At 68.4% G+C, this 21,177-nt stretch carries 18 protein-coding genes; 17 read left to right on the top strand and 1 reads right to left on the bottom strand.

What is annotated here, in order from left to right:
• Positions 1-3 precede the first annotated feature (3 nt).
• Positions 4-777, bottom strand: coding sequence for a ferredoxin--NADP reductase (locus tag AC1RGU_RS30045; protein ID WP_062473986.1), 774 nt, complete (start codon positions 775-777; stop codon positions 4-6).
• Between the two features lie 319 nt (positions 778-1,096).
• Between AC1RGU_RS30045 and AC1RGU_RS30040 the strand changes: the two genes are divergently transcribed.
• From AC1RGU_RS30040 to AC1RGU_RS29960, 17 genes are all read left to right on the top strand, one after another.
• Entirely contained in the window at positions 1,097-2,716 is a 1,620-nt protein-coding gene (locus AC1RGU_RS30040) for a 6-hydroxynicotinate reductase (protein WP_492700091.1), read from the top strand.
• 3 nt (positions 2,717-2,719) lie between these two features.
• A complete protein-coding gene (locus AC1RGU_RS30035; protein ID WP_492700089.1) occupies positions 2,720-3,622 on the top strand; it encodes a UPF0280 family protein in 903 nt (300 codons plus the stop codon).
• Between the two features lie 21 nt (positions 3,623-3,643).
• Positions 3,644-4,285 carry an amino acid synthesis family protein gene (locus AC1RGU_RS30030; RefSeq protein WP_492700087.1) on the top strand — a complete coding sequence of 214 codons (642 nt, stop codon included), beginning with the start codon at positions 3,644-3,646 and terminating at the stop codon, positions 4,283-4,285.
• 37 nt (positions 4,286-4,322) lie between these two features.
• On the top strand, positions 4,323-4,907 hold the full coding sequence (locus AC1RGU_RS30025; RefSeq protein ID WP_070063550.1) for an amino acid synthesis family protein: 585 nt from the start codon (positions 4,323-4,325) through the stop codon (positions 4,905-4,907).
• Between the two features lie 59 nt (positions 4,908-4,966).
• A complete protein-coding gene (locus AC1RGU_RS30020; protein ID WP_062473975.1) occupies positions 4,967-6,172 on the top strand; it encodes an ABC transporter substrate-binding protein in 1,206 nt (401 codons plus the stop codon).
• An 83-nt stretch (positions 6,173-6,255) separates the two neighbouring features.
• On the top strand, positions 6,256-8,181 hold the full coding sequence (locus AC1RGU_RS30015) for an ABC transporter permease (RefSeq protein WP_070063549.1): 1,926 nt from the start codon (positions 6,256-6,258) through the stop codon (positions 8,179-8,181).
• Positions 8,178-8,969, top strand: coding sequence for an ABC transporter ATP-binding protein (locus tag AC1RGU_RS30010; RefSeq protein ID WP_447740080.1), 792 nt, complete (start codon positions 8,178-8,180; stop codon positions 8,967-8,969). Before AC1RGU_RS30015 ends, AC1RGU_RS30010 begins: the two co-directional genes overlap by 4 nt.
• A complete protein-coding gene (locus AC1RGU_RS30005; protein WP_070063547.1) occupies positions 8,966-9,700 on the top strand; it encodes an ABC transporter ATP-binding protein in 735 nt (244 codons plus the stop codon). Before AC1RGU_RS30010 ends, AC1RGU_RS30005 begins: the two co-directional genes overlap by 4 nt.
• A gap of 34 nt (positions 9,701-9,734) precedes the next feature.
• Positions 9,735-10,463 (top strand): bifunctional nicotinamidase/pyrazinamidase, encoded by a 729-nt coding sequence (pncA, locus tag AC1RGU_RS30000; RefSeq protein ID WP_192194426.1) that lies wholly within the window; start codon positions 9,735-9,737, stop codon positions 10,461-10,463.
• A 67-nt stretch (positions 10,464-10,530) separates the two neighbouring features.
• The gene (locus AC1RGU_RS29995) at positions 10,531-11,691 is read left to right on the top strand and encodes an ABC transporter substrate-binding protein (protein ID WP_492700085.1); all 1,161 of its coding nucleotides are present in this window, start codon (positions 10,531-10,533) and stop codon (positions 11,689-11,691) included.
• On the top strand, positions 11,669-12,181 hold the full coding sequence (locus tag AC1RGU_RS29990; RefSeq protein ID WP_492700083.1) for a (2Fe-2S)-binding protein: 513 nt from the start codon (positions 11,669-11,671) through the stop codon (positions 12,179-12,181). The genes AC1RGU_RS29995 and AC1RGU_RS29990 overlap by 23 nt, the downstream gene beginning before the upstream one ends.
• Positions 12,178-15,891, top strand: coding sequence for a molybdopterin cofactor-binding domain-containing protein (locus AC1RGU_RS29985; RefSeq protein ID WP_492700081.1), 3,714 nt, complete (start codon positions 12,178-12,180; stop codon positions 15,889-15,891). The genes AC1RGU_RS29990 and AC1RGU_RS29985 overlap by 4 nt, the downstream gene beginning before the upstream one ends.
• 71 nt (positions 15,892-15,962) lie before the next feature.
• Positions 15,963-17,150 (top strand): fumarylacetoacetate hydrolase family protein, encoded by a 1,188-nt coding sequence (locus tag AC1RGU_RS29980; protein ID WP_492700079.1) that lies wholly within the window; start codon positions 15,963-15,965, stop codon positions 17,148-17,150.
• Between the two features lie 140 nt (positions 17,151-17,290).
• A complete protein-coding gene (tssA, locus tag AC1RGU_RS29975; protein ID WP_492700077.1) occupies positions 17,291-18,376 on the top strand; it encodes a type VI secretion system protein TssA in 1,086 nt (361 codons plus the stop codon).
• Positions 18,377-18,461: 85 nt separating this feature from the next.
• Positions 18,462-19,031: a type VI secretion system contractile sheath small subunit gene (gene tssB, locus AC1RGU_RS29970; RefSeq protein ID WP_139703399.1), complete on the top strand. Its 570-nt coding sequence runs from the start codon at positions 18,462-18,464 to the stop codon at positions 19,029-19,031.
• Complete coding sequence (gene tssC, locus AC1RGU_RS29965) at positions 19,028-20,536, top strand: type VI secretion system contractile sheath large subunit (protein WP_056583649.1); 1,509 nt, start codon at positions 19,028-19,030, stop codon at positions 20,534-20,536. Before tssB ends, tssC begins: the two co-directional genes overlap by 4 nt.
• A gap of 51 nt (positions 20,537-20,587) precedes the next feature.
• Complete coding sequence (locus AC1RGU_RS29960) at positions 20,588-21,070, top strand: Hcp family type VI secretion system effector (protein ID WP_062473964.1); 483 nt, start codon at positions 20,588-20,590, stop codon at positions 21,068-21,070.
• Positions 21,071-21,177: the final 107 nt, after the last annotated feature.

Below are 21,177 nucleotides of genomic sequence, written 5' to 3'. Positions count from 1 at the left end.
GTCTTACTTCTCGGCGAAGGCGCGTTCGACGACGAAGTCGCCCGGCGTCGAGGTGTTGCCTTCCTTGAAGCCGCGCTTTTCCAGGATGTGCTTCAGGTCGACCAGCAGGCCGGGGCTGCCGCACAGCATCACGCGGTCTTCCTCGACGTTCAGCGGGGGCAGGCCCAGGTCGTCGGTGAGCTTGTTGCTCTCGATCAGGTCGGTGACGCGGCCCTGGTTGCGGAACTCCTCGCGCGTGACCGTGGGGTAGTACAGCAGCTGCTTGGCGATCATCTCGCCCAGGATCTCGTGCTTGGGCAGGTGGTCGGTCACGAGGTCGTGGTAGGCCAGTTCGTCGACCTGGCGCACGCCGTGCACCAGGATGACCTGCTCGAACTTCTCGTACGTGTCGGGGTCGCGGATGATGCTCATGAACGGCGCCAGGCCGGTGCCCGTGCCGAACAGGTACAGGCGCTTGGCCGGCAGCGTGTAGTCGATGAGCAGCGTGCCCGTGGGCTTGCGGCCCACGATCACGGTGTCGCCCACCTGGATGTGCTGCAGCTTCGAGGTGAGCGGGCCGTCTTCCACCTTGATGCTCAGGAACTCGAGATGCTCCTCGTAGTTCGGGCTCACGATGCTGTAGGCGCGCAGCAGGGGCTTGTTGTTGACCTTCAGGCCGATCATCGTGAAATGACCGTTCGAGAAGCGCAGCGCCGGGTCGCGCGTGGTGGTGAAGGTGAACAGGCGGTCGGTCCAGTGGTGGACGCTCAGGACGCGTTCTTCGCTGAATGCACTCATACAGAACTCAAGTGTTGGTTGAAGACAGAAAAGGGTGGCTGAGCCGAAATGCACGCCTTTGGGGCGTCCGCCATCGGCCGGCTAGCAACCCTCCATTGTCGTTGGTCGGAAAAACCCCGATGAACACCGCGAGAAAACACCATTGCAAGCATCGGGCCTGTTTGCTACATTGACCTTTGATGTAGTGAACGCAACATGAAAGTGTAGGGGATGCTACACAAACGAAAGCCGCCGCACAAGCACCTGCACGGCACGTTTGTTGCAAACCTCCGGAGCCTGAAGACCCGCTCCGACAGCACCACACCACGAGATCGCCCCGATGACTGAACACACCAAGACAGACGGATTGCCCGGCATCGACATGCCCCTGGTCGCGCAGGCCGGCGGCGCCGCCTTCGGCAAGGCGCCGCCGCGCAACGAGAAGATGAGCACCGCCAAGGTCGAGTGCAACGCCTGCCCGGTGCTGTGCCAGATCTCCGACGGCCGCACCGGCGCCTGCGACCGCTACGCCAACCGCCAGGGCGTGCTGGTGCGCGTCGATCCGGTGGTGCTGCTGCGCCGCACGCTCGCCAGCGAACAGCCGGCGCTCGTGCCCTTCGACCGGCCCGGCGCCGAGGCGGCCGAGGCCGATGCCACGCCCGACTGGAACGGCGACCTGCTGCACGCCGACGAGGTCTTCGTCACCGGCGTGGGCTCGTCCACCACCTACCCCGACTACAAGCCCGCGCCCTTCATCGTGGCTTCGAAAGCCCAGGGCGTCGACATGGTCACCGTCGTCACCGAAGGCATCTTCAGCTACTGCAGCTTCAAGGTGAAGATCGACACCGATCGCTTCCTGGGCGCCGAGCAGGCCAACGTGCGCTACAAGGGCGAGGTCGTGGGCCATGTCACCACGGCCGAGTACGGCTCGCAGATGCTGTCGCTGGGCGGCGTGCACCACCTCACGGGCGGCAGCAAGAAGGAAGGCCGCATGACGGCCGAGCTCATGCAGCTGCTGGGCAACAAGCAGGCGGTCGAATGCACCATCGACGGCGGCGCCAGCCTCGTCATCCAGGCCGGCAAGGCGCCCATCGTCAACGGCGTGGAAGAACAGCGCATGCGCGTGGGCTGCGGCTCGGCCGCCGTGGGCATCTTCGCGCGCCAGTTCGCCGGCGTGGCCGATGAGGTGGTGGTGGTCGATGACCACATCACCGGCGTGCTCACCGAGCACCAGGCCGGCCGCTGCCTCGACATGACGCCCTCGGGCATCCAGATGCTGGGGCGCAAGTCGACGCCGGGGCGCTACTTCCAGGTCGCGAACCCCGGCAACGGCTGGGGCGGCACCGACATCGCCGACCCGCTGGCGATCATCGAAGGCTGGGAAGAGGGCGTGGCCCGCCCCGGCCTGCGCCTGCTCATGACCTCCACCACCGGCGAGCACGCGCAGTGGTACGTGCTCGACGAGGCGCTCAAGCCCATCGAGCAGCCCATGCCGCCCGAGGTGCGCCGCATCGTCGACCGCATCGGCGAGAACTGCGAGCCCTCGCTGTGCACCGTGCTGTTCCTCGGCGGCGCCGGCGGCAGCCTGCGCGCGGGCGTCACCGAGAACCCGGTGCTGCTCACGCGCGCCATCAAGCGCGCGCTGGTCAACGTCACCTGCGGCGGCGCGCCGGCCTATGTGTGGCCCGGCGGCGGCATCACCGTGATGGCCGACGTCATGCGCATGCCCGACAACAGCTTCGGCACCGTGCCCACGCCGGCCATCGTTGCGCCCATCGAGTTCAGCATGCGGCGCGCCGACTACGAAGCGCTCGGCGGCCACGTCGAACACATCTTCCCGCTCGAACAGGCGCTCGCACGCGGTGCATGGCAGGAAGACGGCGCACCGCTGGCGCGCCAATGGCTCGTCATCGACGATGCCAATCCGTGGCCCCTGGGTCACGCCCCCATGCTGGGCTGATTCATGTCCGCCCAACGTACAGCGCTCGACGCGGGCCGCTGGCATTTCAACCACGGCCCGATCGACATCGTGGCCGAAGCACACGGCGATCCGTACGCCGTCGCCGCCGCGCACGACGCCGCCTGGGCGCGCTTCGGCCATGTGCTCGACGAACTCGTGCGCGAGCTGCCGCAGCTGCGCCTGCCCGTGACCGCGCGCCAGCGCCCGCGCGGCGTGGTTGCGCGGCGCATGTGGGACGCCTGCGATGCGTTTTCGCCGTTGTTCCTCACGCCCATGGCGGCCGTGGCCGGCAGTGTGGCGCAGGAACTCATCGCCTTCTACGACCGGCCCGGCATCGAGCGCGCCTGGGTCAACAACGGCGGCGACATCGCACTGCACCTCGCGCCCGGCCACACGGCGCGCGTGGGCCTGTTCGCCGACCTCGCGCGCTTCGACTGGCGCGACAGCGGCATGCTCACGACCGACGGCCAGTTCGAGCTGCACGCTGACCAACCCGTGCGCGGCGTCGCCACCAGCGGCTGGCGCGGGCGCAGTTTCTCGCTGGGCATCGCCGACAGCGTGACGGTGTTGGCCGCCACCGCGGCGCAGGCCGACGCCGCCGCCACCGTGATCGCCAATGCCGTCGACGTGGCCGACGCCGCCATCCAGCGCCAGCCCGCCAGCGCCTGCAAGGACGACAGCGACCTCGGCGACACCCTCGTCACCGTCGACGTGCCGCCGCTGGCGCCCGCGCAGGTGCACCATGCACTCGATGCGGGCGCGGCGTGCGCCCGCGTGCTGCAGAAAAGGGGGCTCGTGTGGGCCGTTCTGCTCGTTTGCCAGGGGCAGTGGCGGCGGGTGGAACCCTTATGCTCGAAGTCGCTGGACATCGCGCTGCCCGAAGCAGTTGGTTCAGTATTTGCTTAACGAAAAGCAAGGTTCTTTTTCATGATCGAAATCCGTCGCGTCTTCACCCATGTCGAGCACATCCACCACGAGTTCGGACCGCGTGCCGAAATGCCGCTGGTGCGCGGTGCCATCGGCGCGGTGCTGACCAATCCTTTCGCGGGCCGCTACGAGCCCGACATCCTGCCGATGATGGCGCTGCTCGACCCCGTGGGCGTCGACATGGCGCACCAGCTGCACGCCGCCATGGACGTGCCGCTCGAACAGATCGCCACCTACGGCAAGGGCGCCATCGTCGGCGCCGACGGCGAGCTGGAGCACGGCGCGCTGTGGCACGTGCCCGGCGGCTACGCGATGCGCGAACTGCTCGGCTGGAAGGGCAGCCGCGCCGCCTACACCGCGGGCAAGGCCGAAGAGAAAACCGGCCAGCCCGGCAACGCGCTGTCGATCGTGCCCTCGACCAAGAAGGTCGGCCCGCCCGGCGCCGCGCTCGACGTGCCGCTCACCAACATCAACGCCAGCTACGTGCGCGGCCAGTTCGACGCCATCGAGGTGCGCGTGCCCGGCGCGCCGATGGCCGACGAGATCGTCTTCATCCTCGCGATGAGCACCGGCTACCGCGTGCATGCGCGCGTCGGCGGCCTGCTCGCCAAGGACATCAGCAAGTGGGACGGCCTGCGCTGACCGCACAAGACAAGAGACAAGACAAGGAACAACAGACATGACCGCCAACATCCGCAAGCTCGTCATTCAAGTGGACGAAACCCGCAAGGAAATGGGCCAGGACGTCACGCCGCCCACGCGCCGCGCCGTCGCCATCGCCGTGATCGAGAACCCCTACGCCGGCCGCTACAGCGAGAACCTCGACGAACTCATCGCCATCGGCGAAGAGCTCGGCGCGCTGCTGGGCCAGAAGGCCGTGAAGGCGCTGGGCATCGAGCCCGGCCAGGCGCAGAGCTACGGCAAGGCCGCCATCGTCGGCGAGCGCGGCGAGCTGGAGCATGCCGCCGCCATCCTGCATCCCAAGCTGGGCGCGCCGCTGCGCGTGGCGGTCGAGAAGGGCGCCGCGCTCGTGCCTTCGGCCAAGAAGCAGGGCACGCTGGGCACCGCCATCGACGTGCCGCTGGGCCACAAGGACGCCGCTTTTGTGCGCAGCCACTTCGACGCCGTCGAGGCCCGCGTGGCCGACGCGCCGCGCGCCAACGAGATCGTCGTGGCCGTGGCCGTCACCGACAGCGGCCGCCCGCTGCCGCGCGTCGGCGGCCTGCAAGCCAGCGAAATCAAGGGCGAAGACGGTCTTCGCTGACCTGTCATTGCATCGTCACCCGCATCGTGTTTTCTGTTCGAACTTCTAGGAGCTTCCCGATGAATCCATTGCGCCTTGCCTTCTGCGCCGCTTCCGTCGTCACGCTGGCCACCGCCCTCGTCCCCGCGCATGCGCAGGGCGTGATCAAGATCGGCGAAATCAACAGCTACAAGGCGCAGCCCGCCTTCCTCGAGCCCTACAAGAAGGGCATGGAACTGGCGGTCGACGAGATCAACGCCAAGGGCGGCGTCAACGGCAAGAAGCTGGAGCTCATCAGCCGCGACGACAACGCCAACCCCGGCGACGCCGTGCGCGTGGCCGAAGAACTCATCTCGCGCGAGAAGGTCGACGTGCTGGCCGGCGCCTTCCTGTCGAACACCGGCCTGGCGCTGACCGACTTCGCCAAGCAGAAAAAATTCTTCTACCTCGCCGCCGAGCCGCTCACCGACAAGATCGTCTGGAGCAACGGCAACAAGTACACCTACCGCCTGCGCCCCTCGACCTACATGCAGGTCGCGATGCTGGTGCCCGAGGCCGCCAAGCTCAAGAAGAAGCGCTGGGCCATCGTGTACCCCAACTACGAATACGGCCAGTCGTCGGTCGCCACCTTCAAGACGCTGCTCAAGGCGATCCAGCCCGACGTCGAGTTCGTCGCCGAGCAGGCGCCGCCGCTGGGCAAGGTCGATGCGGGCAGCGTGGTGCAGGCCCTGGCCGATGCCAAGCCCGACGCCATCTTCAACGTGCTGTTCGGCGCCGACCTGTCCAAGTTCGTGCGCGAAGGCAACACGCGCGGCCTGTTCAAGGACCGCGAGGTCGTGAGCGTGCTGACCGGCGAGCCCGAGTACCTCGACCCGCTGAAGGACGAGGCGCCCAACGGCTGGGTCGTCACCGGCTACCCCTGGTACGGCGTGAAGACCGCCGAGCACAAGGCCTTCAACGACGCCTACCAGGCCAAGTTCAAGGACTACCCGCGCCTGGGCTCGGTGGTGGGCTACAGCGCCATCTACTCGATCGCGGCCGGCGTGAAGAAGGCCGGCAGCACCGACACCGAGAAGCTGGTCGCCGCCTTCAAGGGCCTGCAGGTCGACACGCCCTTCGGCAAGATCAGCTACCGCGCCCAGGACAACCAGTCCACCATGGGCGCGTACGTCGGCAAGACCAAGAACGACGGCGGCAAGGGCGTGATGGTCGACTACGTGTACCTCGACGGTGCCAAGTTCCAGCCGACGGACGACGAAGTGAAGAAGATGCGCCCCGCGGACTGATCACGCGCGGCTCCTGCAACGCGTCCGCCGCCGCTTCTTGAGCGCGGCGGGGCGCGGTGTCTCCAGTTTCCTCAGGGTCCCTCATGAGCTTTTCAGGCTTCGTTGTTCAGTTGCTCAACGGGTTGGCCGGCGCGTCTTCGCTGTTCTTGGTGGCGGCCGGCCTCTCGTTGATCTTCGGCGTGACGCGCATCGTCAACTTCGCCCATGGATCTTTTTTCATGGTGGGCATCTACGTCGCGTACACGCTCGTCGAGAAGCTCGGCCCGAGCGTGGGCTTCTGGCCGGCGCTGTTGATCGCCGCGCTCGCGGTGGGCGTGCTGGGCGCGCTCATCGAGGTGCTGCTGCTGCGCCGCATCTACAAGGCGCCCGAGCTGTTCCAGCTCCTGGCCACCTTCGCGCTGGTGCTGGTCATCAAGGACGCGGTGCTGTGGCTCTGGGGCCCTGACGAACTGCTCGGTCCGCGCGCGCCGGGCCTGAAGGGCTCGGTCGAAATCCTCGGTCGCCAGTTTCCTTCCTACGACCTGTTCCTGATCGTCGTCGGCCCGCTGGTGCTCGGCCTCGTGTGGCTGCTGCTCACGCGCACGCGCTTCGGCACGCTGGTGCGCGCCGCCACGCAAGACCGCGAGATGGTCAGTGCGCTGGGCGTCAACCAGGCCTGGCTCTTCACCGCCGTGTTCGCGCTCGGCGCGCTGCTCGCGGGCCTGGGCGGGGCGCTGCAACTGCCGCGCGAACCCGCCACGCTCGAGATGGACCTGAACACCATCGGCGCCGCCTTCGTCGTCGTGGTGGTCGGCGGCATGGGCTCGCTGCCCGGCGCCTACGTGGCCGCGCTGCTCATCGCCGAGATCAAGGCCGTGTGCATCTGGCTGGGCGTGGTGCAGATCTTCGGCATCGACGTGTCGTTCTCCAAGCTCACGCTGATGGTCGACTTTCTCGTGATGGCCATCGTGCTGGTGTGGCGTCCGTGGGGCCTGTTCGGCCGGCCGCAGGCGCCGAGCCGCTATGTCGGCATGCAGGAAGAGCCGCTGCGCCGCCCGAGCACCGCCTACATCGTGGCCGCCGCCGGGCTGGCGCTGGTGCTGGCTGCGCTGCCACTGCTGACGGCCGGCTCGCCCTACACCACGGTGCTGATGATCGACCTGCTGATCGCCGCGCTGTTCGCCACCAGCCTGCACTTCATCATGGGGCCGGCCGGCATGCACTCCTTCGGCCACGCGGCCTACTTCGGCCTCGGGGCCTACGGCGCGGCGTTGCTGGTGCGCGCGCTGCACCTGCCGATGGAGCTGGCGCTGGTGGTCGCGCCGCTGGTGGCGGCACTCGGCGCCTTCGTCTACGGCTGGTTCGCGGTGCGGCTGTCGGGCGTGTACCTGGCGATGCTCACGCTGGCCTTCGCGCAGATCACGTGGGCCGTCACCTACCAGTGGGACAGCTTCACGGGCGGCAGCAACGGCCTGACCGGCGTGTGGCCTTCGGAGTGGCTGTCGAACAAGCAGGTGTACTACTGGCTCACGCTGGTGCTCGTGGGCGCGGGCGTGTGGTGGCTGCGCCGCGTGCTGTTCTCGCCCTTCGGCTATGCGCTGCGCGCGGGCCGCGACTCGGTGCTGCGCGCCGACGCCATCGGCATCGACGTCAAGCGCATGCAGTGGGCGGCCTTCGTCATCGCGGGCACCGTGGCGGGCCTGGCCGGCGCGCTCTATGCGTTCTCCAAGGGCAGCATCTCGCCGGAAAGCCTGTCGGTCGGCAAGTCGGTCGACGGCCTCGTGATGGTGCTGCTGGGCGGCATCCAGACCCTGGCGGGCCCCGTGGTCGGCGCCGTCACCTTCACCTGGCTGCACGACACCGTGGCACGCAACACCGACTACTGGCGCGCCATGCTCGGCGCCATCATCCTGATCCTGGTGCTGCTGTTCCCGCAGGGCATCGCAGGCTCGATCAAGCAACTCGTCGACCGGTGGCGTGCACCGAAGCATGATGAAGCAGACGCCAAGCTCAAGGAGGTGAAGGCATGAGCCTCCTCAAAGTCACCAACCTCGGCAAATCGTTCGGCGGCGTGAAGGCCGTGGACGGCATCAGCTTCGAGCTGCCGCCCGGCGAGCTGCTCGCGCTCATCGGCCCCAACGGCGCCGGCAAGTCGACCACCTTCAACATGGTCAACGGCCAGCTCAAGGCCGACCAAGGCTCGATCACGCTCGACGGCCACGAACTCGTGGGCCGCAAGCCGCGCGAGATCTGGCGCAAGGGCGTGGGCCGCACCTTCCAGATCGCCGAAACTTTTGCCTCGCTCACCGTGGTCGAGAACGTGCAGATGGCGCTGCTCTCGCACGACCACAAGCTGTTCTCGATGTGGCGCCGCGCGGCCGACCACAAGCGCGACGAGGCGCTGGCGCTGCTCGACCAGGTCGGCATGAAGGCGCAGGCCGACCGGCCCTGCAGCGTGCTGGCCTACGGCGACGTGAAGCGCGTCGAACTCGCCATTGCCATGGCCAACTCGCCCAAGCTGCTGCTCATGGACGAGCCCACCGCCGGCATGGCGCCCCAGGAGCGCAACTCGCTCATGGCGCTCACCAAGGACCTCGTCATCCAGCGCGGCATGGCCGTGCTCTTCACCGAGCACAGCATGGACGTGGTGTTCGCGTACGCCGATCGCATGATCGTGCTCGCGCGCGGGCGCCTCATCGCGCAGGGCAAGCCGCTGGAAATCCGCGACCACCCGAAGGTGCAGGAGGTGTACTTCGGCAGCGGCAAGACCTTCGAGAAGATTGCAGAGAAAGCCGCTGCATTGGGAGTTGCCGCATGAGCACGCACGAACCTCTTCTGGAAGCCAAGGCCTTGTGCGCGTGGTACGGCGCCGCGCAGATCCTCTACGACGTCGACCTCGAAGTGCGGCGCGGCGAAGTCGTCGCGCTCATGGGCCGCAACGGCGCGGGCAAGTCGACCACGCTCAAGACGCTGATCGGCATGCTGAGCAAGCGCCGCGGCGCGGTGCGCTTCCTGGGCCACGACATTTCGAAGAGCGAGCCGCACCACGCGGCGCGCCTGGGCCTGGGCTTCGTGCCCGAAGACCGGCGCGTGTTCACCGACCTCACGGTGATGGAAAACCTCGAGGTCGGCAAGCAGCCCGCGCGCCAGTGGGCCGACGGCACGGCTGCGCCGCTGTGGACGCCCGAGCGCCTGTTCCAGCTGTTCCCCAACCTCGGCGAAATGCCCAACCGCCCCGGCGGGCGCATGAGCGGCGGCGAGCAGCAGATGCTCACCGTGGCGCGCACGCTGATGGGCAACCCCTACCTCGTGCTGCTCGACGAGCCCTCTGAGGGCGTGGCCCCGGTCATCGTCGAGCAGATGGCCAACATGATCCTCGAGCTCAAGGCGCAGGGCGTGAGCATCCTGCTGTCGGAGCAGAACATGCATTTCGCCGAGCTGGTCTCCGACCGCGCCTATGTGCTCGAGAAGGGGCAGATCCGCTATCACGCGACGATGGCCGAGTTGGCCGCGAACGAAGAAGTGCGCAGGGCCTACCTCAGCGTCTGACCGTTTCCTTTCCTCAACCACCGGAGTCCACACCATGCATCGCAGAACCGTCTTGAAGTCCGCCGCTGCCCTGGGGCTCGTCGGCAGCCTCGGCAGTTTCGGTCTCTCGTCCGCTTTCGCGGCCGGCAAGATCAAGCCCGGTGGCAAGGCCGCGCTGATCGTGGTCGACGTGCAGAACTGTTTTCTCGACGGCGGCACGCTCGCGGTGAAGGGCGGCAACGAGGTGATCCCGGTCATCAACGCGCTGGCGCCCGCGTTCCAGAACATCGTCGTCACGCAGGACTGGCACACGGCGGGCCATGCCTCGTTCGCCAGCACCTACTCGGGCAAGAAGCCTTTCGAGACGACGAAGCTCAACTACGGCACGCAGGTGCTGTGGCCCGACCACTGCGTGCAGGGCACCGACGATGCGGCACTCGGCAAGGAGCTGAAGGTGCCGACCGCGCAGCTCATCATCCGCAAGGGCTTCCACAAGGACATGGACAGCTACTCCGCCTTCGAGGAGGCCGACCACAAGACGGCCACCGGCCTGGCCGGCTACCTCAAGGCGCGCGGCATCAAGACCGTGTTCGTCACCGGACTGGCCACCGACTTCTGCGTGGCCTGGACCGCGATGGACGCGCGCAAGGCCGGCTTCGAGGCCTACGTGATCGAAGACGCTACGCGCGGCATCGACCTCAACGGCTCGCTGGCCGCCGCCTGGAAACAGATGACGGCCAAGGGCGTCAAGCGCATCCAGTCCGGCGACATCCAGGCCGGCTGACGACGAAGTCCGCGGCGCCGCCGCGGCAACACCCCTCCGACGACAACAACAAAGAGACAGACGACGCATGAAGCTTTCGATTTCAAGGCGCACCCTGGTGGCGGGCGGCGCGGCCCTGGCGCTCGGCCCCGGCCTGCTGCGGCCGGCGCGCGCCGACAACGGCGTGACGGACAGCACCATCCGCATCGGCCAGTCGGCCGTGTTCAGCGGCCCGGCGAAAGACTTCGGCGTCGACTACCGTGCGGGCATCCAGCTGTACTTCGACCGCGTCAACAAGTCGGGTGGCATCCACGGCCGCAAGATCGAACTCGTCACCTACGACGACGCCTACGAGCCCGCGAAGACGGCTGCCAATACGGCCAAGCTGATCGACGAGGACAAGGTCTTCGCGCTCACCGGCTACGTCGCCACGGGCAACCTCGCGGCCGCCATGCCGCTGGCCGAGAAGGCCGGCGTGCCGATGTTCGCGCCGCTGGTGGGGACCACGTCGTTCCGCACCAAGACCAACCGCTACCTGTTCCACGTGCGCGCGGGCTATGACCTGGAGCTGCGCAAGATCATCAGCCACCTCTCGACGCTGGGCATCCAGTCGATCGCCGTGGTCTACCAGGACAGCGCCTTCGGCAAGTCGAACCTCGCCACCTGCGAGCAGCTGGCCGCCGAGTACAAGGTGAAGGTGGTGCAGACGCTGCCCATGGCCATCGCGGCCGAAGACGCCAAGCAGGTGATCGGCGGGCTCGCCGAGGGCCGCCCCGGCGCCGTCGTGATGATCATGGCCGGGCGCATGACCGAGGTCTTCATCCGCGACTACCGCGCGAGCGGTGCGGCCGCGCCGCTGTACACGCTGTCGGTCGGCATCACCGACGCGGCGGGTTCGGCCAAGCGGCTGGACGGCAAGCTCGCCGGGCTGGTCACGGCCAGCATCGTGCCGCCGCCCGGTGCGCAGCGCGTGCCCATCGTGGCCGACTACCAGCGCGACCGCACCGAGTTCGGCCAGAAGATCGACAGCTACACCGCGCTCGAGGGCTACATCGTCGCGCGCGTGATGACCGAGGGCCTGCGCCGCGCGGGCAAGGCGCTCACGCGCGACAGCTTCATCGCCGGGCTCGAGAGCATCGGCAGCACGCGCTTCGGCGACTTCCCCGTCGACTACAGCGCGAAGAACCACAACGGCTCGACCTTCGTGGACCTGGAGATGTACACCCGTGACGGCCAGTTGCGGCGCTGAGCCGCTGCGCCTGCAGGTCAACGGCCAGGCCCACGCGCTCGCCGGCGTGCCGCGCGAAGCCACGCTGCTGCACCTGCTGCGCAACGACCTCGGGCTCAACGGGCCCAAGTACGGCTGCGGGCTCGGGCAGTGCGGTGCGTGCACGGTGCATGTCGACGGCGTGGCCGCGCGGTCCTGCGTGATTCCGGCGCACGGCGTGGCGGGGCGCAGCATCACCACGCTCGAAGGCCTGGGCATGCGCGGGCGCTGGCATCCGGTGCAGGCCGCGTTTGAAGACGCGCAGGCCGCGCAGTGCGGCTACTGCCTCAACGGCATGGTGATGCAGGCCGCCGCGCTGCTGGCGCGCGACCCCGATGCGAGCGAGGCGCGCATCCGCAGCGAGCTGTCGGGCAACCTGTGCCGCTGCGGCACGCACATCGAGATCCTCGACGCCGTGCAGCGTGCCGCCGTGCGCCTGCGTGCGGCCCCGCCGGACGCCCCCGCCGCATGACGCGCCGCGCCGACCTGCCGCAGACGCGCGCGGAATTCCTCGCTGCCGATGGCGTGCTGCTGGTGGTGCGCGAAGCGCCGCCCCCGCCGCCGCCCGCCAAGGGCCAGCCCGCCTTCATCGCCAGCCACCCCAGCGAAGGCGACGAGGTGCTGCTCGCGCTGTGGGACGACGGCAGCGTCTCCGCGCTCAACGGCCACGTCGACCTGGGCACCGGCATCCAGACCGCGCTCGCGCAGATCGTGGCCGAGGAGCTCGACCTCGGCATGCCCTGCGTGCGCATGATGCTCGGCGACACCGCGCGCGCGCCCAACCAGGGCGCGACCATCGCAAGCGCGTCGATCCAGATCCACGCGCAGCCGCTGCGGCTGGCCGCCGCGCAGGCACGCGCCTGGCTGCTGGCGCGCGCGGCCGAGCGGCTGGGCGTGGCCGTCGATGCGCTGCAGGTGCGCAACGGCGTGGTGCGCGTGGCCGAGGCGCCGGAGCGCCACCTCAACTACGCGGACCTCGTGGCGCACCAGCGCACCGTGCTGCGGCTGGACCTCGACGCCACCCCCAAGAACCCGGCCGACTACCGCCTCGTTGGCACGCGCCAGGCGCGCGTCGACATCCCGGCCAAGCTCGCGGGCGACCTCGTGTTCGTGCACGACATGCGCGTGCCCGGCATGCTGCACGGCCGCGTGGTGCGTCCACCGTATGCGGGCGCGGACCATGGCGAGTTCATCGGCAACACGCTGGAGTCGGTCGACGAAGCGTCGATCGCCCACATCCCCGGCATCCGTGCCGTGGTCGTGGTGCGCGACTTCGTCGGCATCGTCGCCGAGCGCGAAGAGCACGCCGAGCAGGCGATGCGCGAGCTGCGCGTGACCTGGAAGCCCTGGCCCGGCATGCCCGACCTGCGCGACGTGGCACAGGCCCTGCGCGACAACCCGTCGACGCAGCGCTTGCTGGTCGACGAAGGCGATGTCGACGGCGCCCTGGCCGCCGCCGCGCAGCCGATGCAGCGCACCTACGTGTGGCCGTACCAGATGCATGCGTCGATCGGCCCCTCGTGCGCGCTGGCCGAGTGGCAACCGGCCGACGGCAGCGGCATGCAGCTGCGCTGCTGGGCCGGCTCGCAGAACCCGCACGTGCTGCGCGCCGATCTGGCCAAGCTCATGGGCGTGGACGACGTGCAGGTCGACGTGGTGCGCATGGAGGCCGCGGGCTGCTACGGCCGCAACGGCGCCGACGACGTGGCGGCCGATGCCGCGCTGCTCGCGCGCGCCGTGGGTGCGCCGGTGCGCGTGCAGCTCTCGCGCGAGCAGGAGCATGCGTGGGAGCCCAAGGGCGCCGCGCAGCTCATGGAGATCGACGGCGGGCTGATGGCCGACGGCCGCGTTGCGGCCTACGACTTCGAAACCTCTTATCCGTCGAACGGTGCGCCCACGCTGGCGCTGCTGCTCACGCGCACGGTCGAGCCCGTGGCGCAGGCCTACGAGATGGGCGACCGCACCGCGCGCCCGCCGTACAGCTACGACAACCTGCGCGTGAAGGTCAACGACATGGCGCCGATCGTGCGCGCCTCGTGGCTGCGCGGCGTGTCGGCGCTGCCGAGTTCGTTCGCGCACGAGTCGTACATCGACGAGCTGGCAACGGCCGCCGGTGTCGACCCCGTGCAGTTCCGCCTGCGGCACCTGGACGATCCGCGCGCCATCGAACTCGTGCAGGCCACCGCGCAGAAGGCCGGCTGGCGCATGCGCACCGGGCCGCAGGAGAACGCCGACGGTGGGCTGGGCGAAGGCGGCGACATCCTCTTCGGCCAGGGCTTTGCGTACGCGCGCTACATCCACAGCAAGTGGCCGGGCTTCGGCGCCGCGTGGGCCGCGTGGGTGGCCGACGTCGAGGTCAACCAGAAGACCGGAGAGGTGCACGTGCGCCGCGTGGTGGTGGGGCACGACGCGGGGCTGCTGGTCAACCCGGCGGGCGTCGAGCACCAGGTGCACGGCAACGTGATCCAGACCACGAGCCGCGCGCTCAAGGAGCAGGTGCAGTTCGCGCCGCAACAAGGTGCTGCTGCTGGCGGTGCGCAGTTGCCGGGCGTGTTGCCGACCGGCGTGGTCGTGAGCCGCGAGTGGGGCAGCTACCCGATCATTAATTTCCGCGACGTGCCGGTGATCGAGGTGATGCACATGCCGCGGCCCGGCGAGCCGTCGCTGGGTGCGGGCGAGTCGTCGTCGGTGCCGGGCACCGCGGCGATCGCGAACGCGATCTTCGATGCGACGGGCGTGCGCTTCCGCTCGCCGCCGTTCACGCCGGAGACGGTGCTGGCGGAGTTGAACCGCGGTTCGCTGCCTCCGCCACCGGGGCAGGGCGATGCCGCCGGACCCTCTTCGCCACCGGCCTCGAGCGCAGGCGTGAGCAACGCCCTGTGGCCGCGCCGCAAGGGCCTGTGGGCCACCGGCGCTGCGCTCTTCATCGGCGGCCTCGGCGTCATCGCCGGCCTGCTCGGCTGGCGCTCCGCCATCGCGCCCGTGTCGCTCACCGCACCGGTCTACAGCGAGTCCACCATCGAGCGCGGCCGCGTGCTCGCCGCGCTCGGCGACTGCGCCGTGTGCCACACCGCGCCGGGCGGCGCACCCAATGCCGGTGGCCGCGCGATGGACACGCCCTTCGGCACGCTCTACACCACCAACCTCACGTCCGACGCGGAGACGGGCCTGGGCCGCTGGTCGTTCAGCGCCTTCCAGCGCGCGATGCGCGAAGGCGTCTCGCGCGACGGCCACCACCTGTACCCCGCGTTCCCCTACACCGCCTTCGCGAAGACCAGCGACGACGACCTGCAGGCGCTCTATGCGTATTTCATGTCAATGCCGGCGGTGCGTGCGGAAACGCCCAAGTCCGAACTGAAGTTCCCGTTCAACCTGCGCCCGCTGATGGCCGGCTGGAACGCGCTGTTCCACGACCCCGCGCCGCTTCCGCCCGTGCCCACGCAGAGCGCCGAATGGAACCGCGGCGCCTACCTCGTCAACGGCCTGGGCCATTGCGGCGCCTGCCACACGCCGCGCAACGCGCTCGGCGCGGAGCAGGGCGGCAGCGCGTTCCTCTCGGGCGCGATGGTCGATGGCTGGGAAGCGCCCGCGCTCACGCAGCTGTCGAAGGCCGCCGTGCCGTGGGACACCGACGCGCTCTACCGCTACCTGCGCAACGGCCACTCGCCGCGCCACGGCATCGCGGGCGGCCCGATGGCCGAGGTGGTGCGCGAACTCGCGCAGGTGCCCGACGCCGACGTGCGCGCGATGGCCGTCTACCTCGGCGCGTTCAACCCCGCGCCGGTCGCGCAACCGCAAGCGCTTGCGCAGCAGGCCATCGACAACGCCGCGCGCACGCAAGGCCAGCTGCTCGGCCCCGCGCAGCGCATGTTCGACAGCGCCTGCGCGTCATGCCACCACGACGGCGACGGCCCCACGCTGCTGGGCGTGAACACGCCGCTCGCACTCAACAGCAGCCTCACGAGCACGCGGCCCGACAACCTGCTGCGCACCATCCTCGACGGCGTGCGCGCACCCGCGCACCGCGACATCGGCTTCATGCCCGCGTTCCGCGAGGCGCTCGACGACCGCCAGATCGCCGACCTCGCCGGCTACATGCGCGCACGTTTCGCGCCGCAGGAAGCGCCGTGGGCGAACCTGCCCGCCGACGTGGCGCGCGTGCGGGCCACGCCGGGCCACTGACCCGCGGCGCGCGCGGCCGCAGGGCCGCGGCTACGATGGCGCGCAGACCTTATTCACGGAGACACCCCACCATGCCTTTGGACCTTTCGACCGCTTCCAGCCTGCCCCGCGACGCCGAGCGCGCCACCCTTGTCGGCCGTCTCTGGCAACCCGGCGTGGGCCCGGTGCTGGTGGCCGTGCAGGGCGATGGCCTGCACGATCTGTCAAAGCTCGCACCCACCATGAGCGACCTGCTCGAAGGCAACGGCTCGCCGGCCGAAGCCGTGCGCGCGGCACTGCAGAGTGGCACCGCGCCACGCATCGCCGAACTCGATGCCGTGCTCGCCAACAGCGACGAGAGCAAGCGCGACAGTGGCCAACCCTGGCTGCTCGCACCCTGCGACCTGCAGGTCGTGAAGGCCAGCGGCGTGACCTTCGTCGCCAGCCTGCTCGAACGCGTGATCGAAGAGCAGGCACGCGGCGATGCCTCGCGCGCCGAGGCCACGCGCGCGGCCATCGGCGACGTGCTCGGCGACAACCTCGCCGACATCGTGCCGGGCTCGCCCGAAGCCATGAAGGTGAAGGACGTGCTCATCGCGCAAGGCATGTGGTCGCAGTACCTCGAGGTCGGCATCGGCCCCGACGCCGAGGTCTTCACCAAGGCGCCGGTGCTTGCGGCCGTGGGCACCGGCGCCGACGTGGGCATCCACGCGGACTCGGCCTGGAACAACCCCGAGCCCGAGGTCGTGCTCGCGGTGAACAGCCGCGGCGAGACGCTGGGCGCCGCGCTCGGCAACGACGTCAACCTGCGCGACTTCGAAGGCCGCAGCGCACTGCTGCTGGGCAAGGCCAAGGACAACAACGCCTCGTGCGCCATCGGGCCGTTCATCCGTCTGTTCGATGCGCACTTCGGCATTGCCGATGTGCGGCGCATCACGGTCGCGTTGAACGTGACGGGGCCCGAGGGCTTCACGCTCGAAGGTTCGAGCTCGCTGTCGAAGATCAGCCGCGATCCGCTCGACCTCGTGGCGCAGACACTCAACCGCCACCACGCCTACCCAGACGGTTTCATGTTGTTTCTGGGCACGATGTTCGCGCCGACACAAGACCGTCACGGACCGGGGCAAGGATTCACGCATGTCGTGGGCGACCATGTGCGCATCGCGGCCCCTGAATTGGGTGCGTTGAACAACCGCGTCGTGCATGCAGACCAGGCGCCGCGGTGGTCTTTCGGCCTCGGTGCGTTGATGCGCAACCTCGCGTCGCGTCGGCTGCTGTAGCCCGTACTTCTGCACTTTAAAAGCAGATGTACTCCTTTGGAATTCAGAGGCTGCACTTTGCATTCTGTTGCGGTTGACCATGCCTCTTCTTACCCTCAAGATGACTACCATCGCGAGTGGATAAATCAAGGGAGTCGTGGTTGCTGCCGAATGAGATCGATCTGTTGCAGACGCCCGTCGAGGGCCCGCTTCCCTGTGGTGAAGATCTGGAATACGACGCCGATTTCATGGCGCTCCAACAGGCGGCCACGGGCAAGCGCGAGCAGCAGTTCGGCGACACCATCATTCCCGCCGAGCCGCCCGACTGGGCGCGTGTAGACCGCATCGCACGACAGCTGTGCGTGCGCACGCGCGACCTGCGCGTGCTGGTGCCGCTCACGCTCGCATGGACCGAAAGCCGCGGCTTGCCCGGCTATGTCGACGGGCTGCGCCAGGTCGATGCGGTGCTGCAGACTTTCTGGAACGACGTGCATCCGCGCGTCGTCGATGGCACGAACGAAGACCCGCTGCCGCGCATGAATGCGCTGGCCGCACTGGCCGAAGCCGAAGGGCTCGGACGCAGCGTGCGCGATGCGCGGCTGCTCGAAGACGGTGGCACGGCGATGAGCCTGCGGCAGGTCGAGGCGCTGCTCGATTCGAGCAAGAGCGACCAGGTGGACTACCCCGGCGGCGTCGGCCGCCTGCGCGAGGCCGCACGCCGCGCACACGACAAGGCGGCGGCGCCGGTCGTGGCCCTGCGTGAGGCTCTGGCACTCCTGCAGCGCATCCGCGAGACCTGCGAGCGCGCGCTGGGCCAGAGCTGGGCGCCCGATTTTTCAAGGCTCGAACGGTCGCTGCGTACCGTGGGCCAGTTGCTGCCGGAGCAGCCGCACAGCGAGGTGCCGCAGGCGTCGGCAACGGGCCGTGCAGAAGACACAAGCGGTGCGGCGCAGGTGCACGCACCCGCAGCGCATGTTGCAGCGGCCACGCAGGCTGCAGTGCGCCCGCTGCGTATTCAAGAGATTGAAATATCGGCTCGTGAAGATGTGCAAGTGTTGTTGGAAAAAGCATGCGAGTTCCTGGAGCGAACGGAACCGAGCCATCCGGCACCCATGCTGATCCGCAGGGCCCAGCGGCTGATGGACCTCAACTTCTTCCAGATCATCGAAGAGCTCGTGCCCGAGGGATTGCAAAAGATAGAAAGCCTTGCCGGCCGCCCGTTGAACGGCGACGCCGCATTGCCCTAGCGGCCGTTGCTGCCGGCGAGCAGGAACAACGCGCCGGCACCGGTCGACCGGTACGACCCATGCATTCAGTTTCAAGAGGACGCTTATGGCAGACAACCGTGTCAGGAACAGTGGTCAGAAGTTCATCGCGCGCAACCGGGCGCCGCGCGTGCAGATCGAATACGACGTCGAGATCTACGGCAGCGAACGCAAGATCCAGCTGCCTTTCGTGATGGGCGTCATCGCCGACCTCGCGGGCAAGCAGACCGACCCCATGCCCGACCTCGCGGAGCGCGAGTTCATGGCGGTGGACATCGACAACTTCGACGAGCGCATGAAGTCGATCAAGCCGCGCGTCGCGTTCCAGGTGCCCAACACGCTCACCGGCGAAGGCCAGATGAACGTGGACATCACCTTCGACAGCATGGACGACTTCTCGCCCGCGCGCATCGCGCGCCAGGTCGATGCGCTGCAGCAGCTGCTCGAGGCACGCACCGAGCTGTCGAACCTGCTCTCGTACATGGACGGCAAGAACGGGGCCGAGCAACTCATCGCGCAGGCGCTGCAGAACCCGGCGCTGCTCAAGTCGCTGGCGTCCGCGCCCAACCCCGTGGTCGCGCAGGCGGCCGCCGATGCCGCAGCAGCCAAGCAAGCCGACGACAGGACCGCACCATGAGCACCGCATCCCAGCAAGGCGCACGCGCCCGCACCGCCACCGTCGAAGCGCTCGAGCCCAACGAGTTCTCCGACCTCCTGCAGCGCGAGTTCAAGCCCAAGACCGAGCAGGCGCGCGAGGCGGTGGAGAACGCCGTCAAGACGCTGGCCGTGCAGGCGCTCGAGAACACCGTCACCATCTCGAACGACGCCTACCGCAGCGTGCAGGCCATCATCACGGAGATCGACCGCAAGCTGTCGGAGCAGATCAACCAGATCCTGCACCACGAAGACTTCCAGCAGCTCGAAGGTGCATGGCGCGGCCTGCACTACCTCGTGAACAACACCGAGACCGACGAGCAGCTGAAGATCCGCGTCATGTGCGCCTCCAAGCGCGAAGTGGCGCGCTCGCTCAAGCGCCACAAGGGCATCGGCTGGGACCAGAGCCCGATGTTCAAGAAGATCTACGAGGCCGAGTACGGCCAGTTCGGCGGCGAGCCCTTCGGTGCGCTGATCGGCGACTTCCACTTCGACCACAGCCCGCCCGACGTCGAGATGCTCGGCGAGATGGCCAAGATCGCCGCCGCCGCGCACTGCCCCTTCATCGCCGGCGCCTCGCCCACCGTGATGCAGATGGACTCGTGGCAGGAGCTGTCGAACCCGCGCGACCTGACCAAGATCTTCCAGAACACCGAGCACACCGCGTGGCGCTCGCTGCGCGATTCGGAAGACGCGCGCTACATCGGCCTGGCCATGCCGCGCTTCCTGGCGCGCCTGCCGTATGGCGCGCGCACCAACCCGGTCGACGAGTTCGAGTTCGAGGAAGAAACCGATTCGGCGCTGCACACGCGCTACACCTGGGCCAACTCGGCCTATGCGATGGGCGTGAACATCAACCGCTCGTTCAAGCAGTTCGGCTGGTGCACCTCGATCCGCGGCGTGGAGTCGGGCGGCGCGGTCGAGAACCTGCCCACCCACACCTTCCCCACCGACGACGGCGGCGTGGACATGAAGTGCCCGACCGAGATCGCCATCAGCGACCGGCGCGAGGCCGAGCTGGCCAAGAACGGCTTCATGCCGCTGGTGCACCGCAAGAACTCCGACTTCGCGGCCTTCATCGGCGCGCAGTCGCTGCAGCAGCCGGCCGAGTACTACGACGCCGACGCCACGGCCAACGCCAACCTGGCGGCGCGCCTGCCGTACCTGTTCGCATGCTGCCGTTTCGCGCACTACCTGAAGTGCATCGTGCGCGACAAGATCGGTTCGTTCCGCGAGCGCGAGGACATGGAGCGCTGGCTCAACGACTGGATCATGAACTACGTCGACGGCAGCCCCGGCACCTCGTCGCAGGACACGAAGGCGATGAAGCCGCTGGCGGCGGCCGAGGTCCAGGTGGAAGCCATCGAGGACAACCCCGGCTACTACGCCGCCAAGTTTTTTCTCCGGCCGCACTACCAGCTCGAGGGGCTGACGGTGTCGTTGCGGCTGGTTTCGAAGCTGCCGTCCAACAAGAAGGACAGCAGCTAATTCCACTGTCCCGCTACCGGGCAATTCATCGATAACTTTTGGGGGTCAATCATGGCAGTAGACATGTTCATGCGCGTCGAGGGGGCAAACGGTGAGTCCAAGGACTCCAACCACAAGGACTGGACCGACATCAAGTCGTTTGCATGGGGAGCGACGCAGCCTGGCAACATGGTCAGCGGCGGTGGCGGCGGCGTGGGCAAGGCCAGCTTCAACGACCTGCAGGTGCTCGCGCGCATCGACAAGGCCGCGCCTTCCGTGCTGAAGAACTGCGCGAGCGGCAAGCACCTGAGCAAGGTCGAGGTGGCCGTGTGCAAGGCCGGCGGCTCGCAGATCGAATACACGCGCGTCACGCTCGAAGAAGTGCTCGTCACCTCGGTGCAGTACACGGCCGAGCAGGGCGGCGATGCGGTGCTCGTGCAGTACGCCTTCCAGGCCGCGAAGGTGAAACAGCAGTACTGGGAACAGACCGACAAGGGCGGCAAGGGCGCCGAGACGGTGCTGGGCTGGAACATCAAGGAAAACAAGGAAGCCTGATTTCCTTGTTGCGCGGCGGGGCCGTGGCCTTCAGGGCCATGCAGCCCCCGCCGGCGGTCCACAGCCGTTTGTCTGTCTCCTGCGGCGCCCCTTCGCGGCGCGCCGCC

Source organism: Variovorax sp. GW823-FHT02B07 (genome assembly GCF_058797695.1).
The sequence above is the reverse complement of the archived record's forward strand: the minus strand, read 5'-3'. Positions and strand labels throughout refer to the sequence as shown.

Coding starts and splice junctions, on each gene's coding strand:
- AC1RGU_RS29980 (WP_492700079.1), top strand. CDS start 15,963: ATGCCTTTGGACCTTTCGACCGCTTCCAGCCTGCCCCGCGACGCCGAG.
- AC1RGU_RS29960 (WP_062473964.1), top strand. CDS start 20,588: ATGGCAGTAGACATGTTCATGCGCGTCGAGGGGGCAAACGGTGAGTCC.
- AC1RGU_RS30045 (WP_062473986.1), bottom strand. CDS start 777: ATGAGTGCATTCAGCGAAGAACGCGTCCTGAGCGTCCACCACTGGACC.
- AC1RGU_RS30025 (WP_070063550.1), top strand. CDS start 4,323: ATGACCGCCAACATCCGCAAGCTCGTCATTCAAGTGGACGAAACCCGC.
- AC1RGU_RS30010 (WP_447740080.1), top strand. CDS start 8,178: ATGAGCCTCCTCAAAGTCACCAACCTCGGCAAATCGTTCGGCGGCGTG.
- AC1RGU_RS30040 (WP_492700091.1), top strand. CDS start 1,097: ATGACTGAACACACCAAGACAGACGGATTGCCCGGCATCGACATGCCC.
- AC1RGU_RS30020 (WP_062473975.1), top strand. CDS start 4,967: ATGAATCCATTGCGCCTTGCCTTCTGCGCCGCTTCCGTCGTCACGCTG.
- AC1RGU_RS30005 (WP_070063547.1), top strand. CDS start 8,966: ATGAGCACGCACGAACCTCTTCTGGAAGCCAAGGCCTTGTGCGCGTGG.
- AC1RGU_RS29995 (WP_492700085.1), top strand. CDS start 10,531: ATGAAGCTTTCGATTTCAAGGCGCACCCTGGTGGCGGGCGGCGCGGCC.
- AC1RGU_RS29985 (WP_492700081.1), top strand. CDS start 12,178: ATGACGCGCCGCGCCGACCTGCCGCAGACGCGCGCGGAATTCCTCGCT.
- tssB (WP_139703399.1), top strand. CDS start 18,462: ATGGCAGACAACCGTGTCAGGAACAGTGGTCAGAAGTTCATCGCGCGC.
- AC1RGU_RS30030 (WP_492700087.1), top strand. CDS start 3,644: ATGATCGAAATCCGTCGCGTCTTCACCCATGTCGAGCACATCCACCAC.
- tssC (WP_056583649.1), top strand. CDS start 19,028: ATGAGCACCGCATCCCAGCAAGGCGCACGCGCCCGCACCGCCACCGTC.
- AC1RGU_RS30035 (WP_492700089.1), top strand. CDS start 2,720: ATGTCCGCCCAACGTACAGCGCTCGACGCGGGCCGCTGGCATTTCAAC.
- pncA (WP_192194426.1), top strand. CDS start 9,735: ATGCATCGCAGAACCGTCTTGAAGTCCGCCGCTGCCCTGGGGCTCGTC.
- AC1RGU_RS30015 (WP_070063549.1), top strand. CDS start 6,256: ATGAGCTTTTCAGGCTTCGTTGTTCAGTTGCTCAACGGGTTGGCCGGC.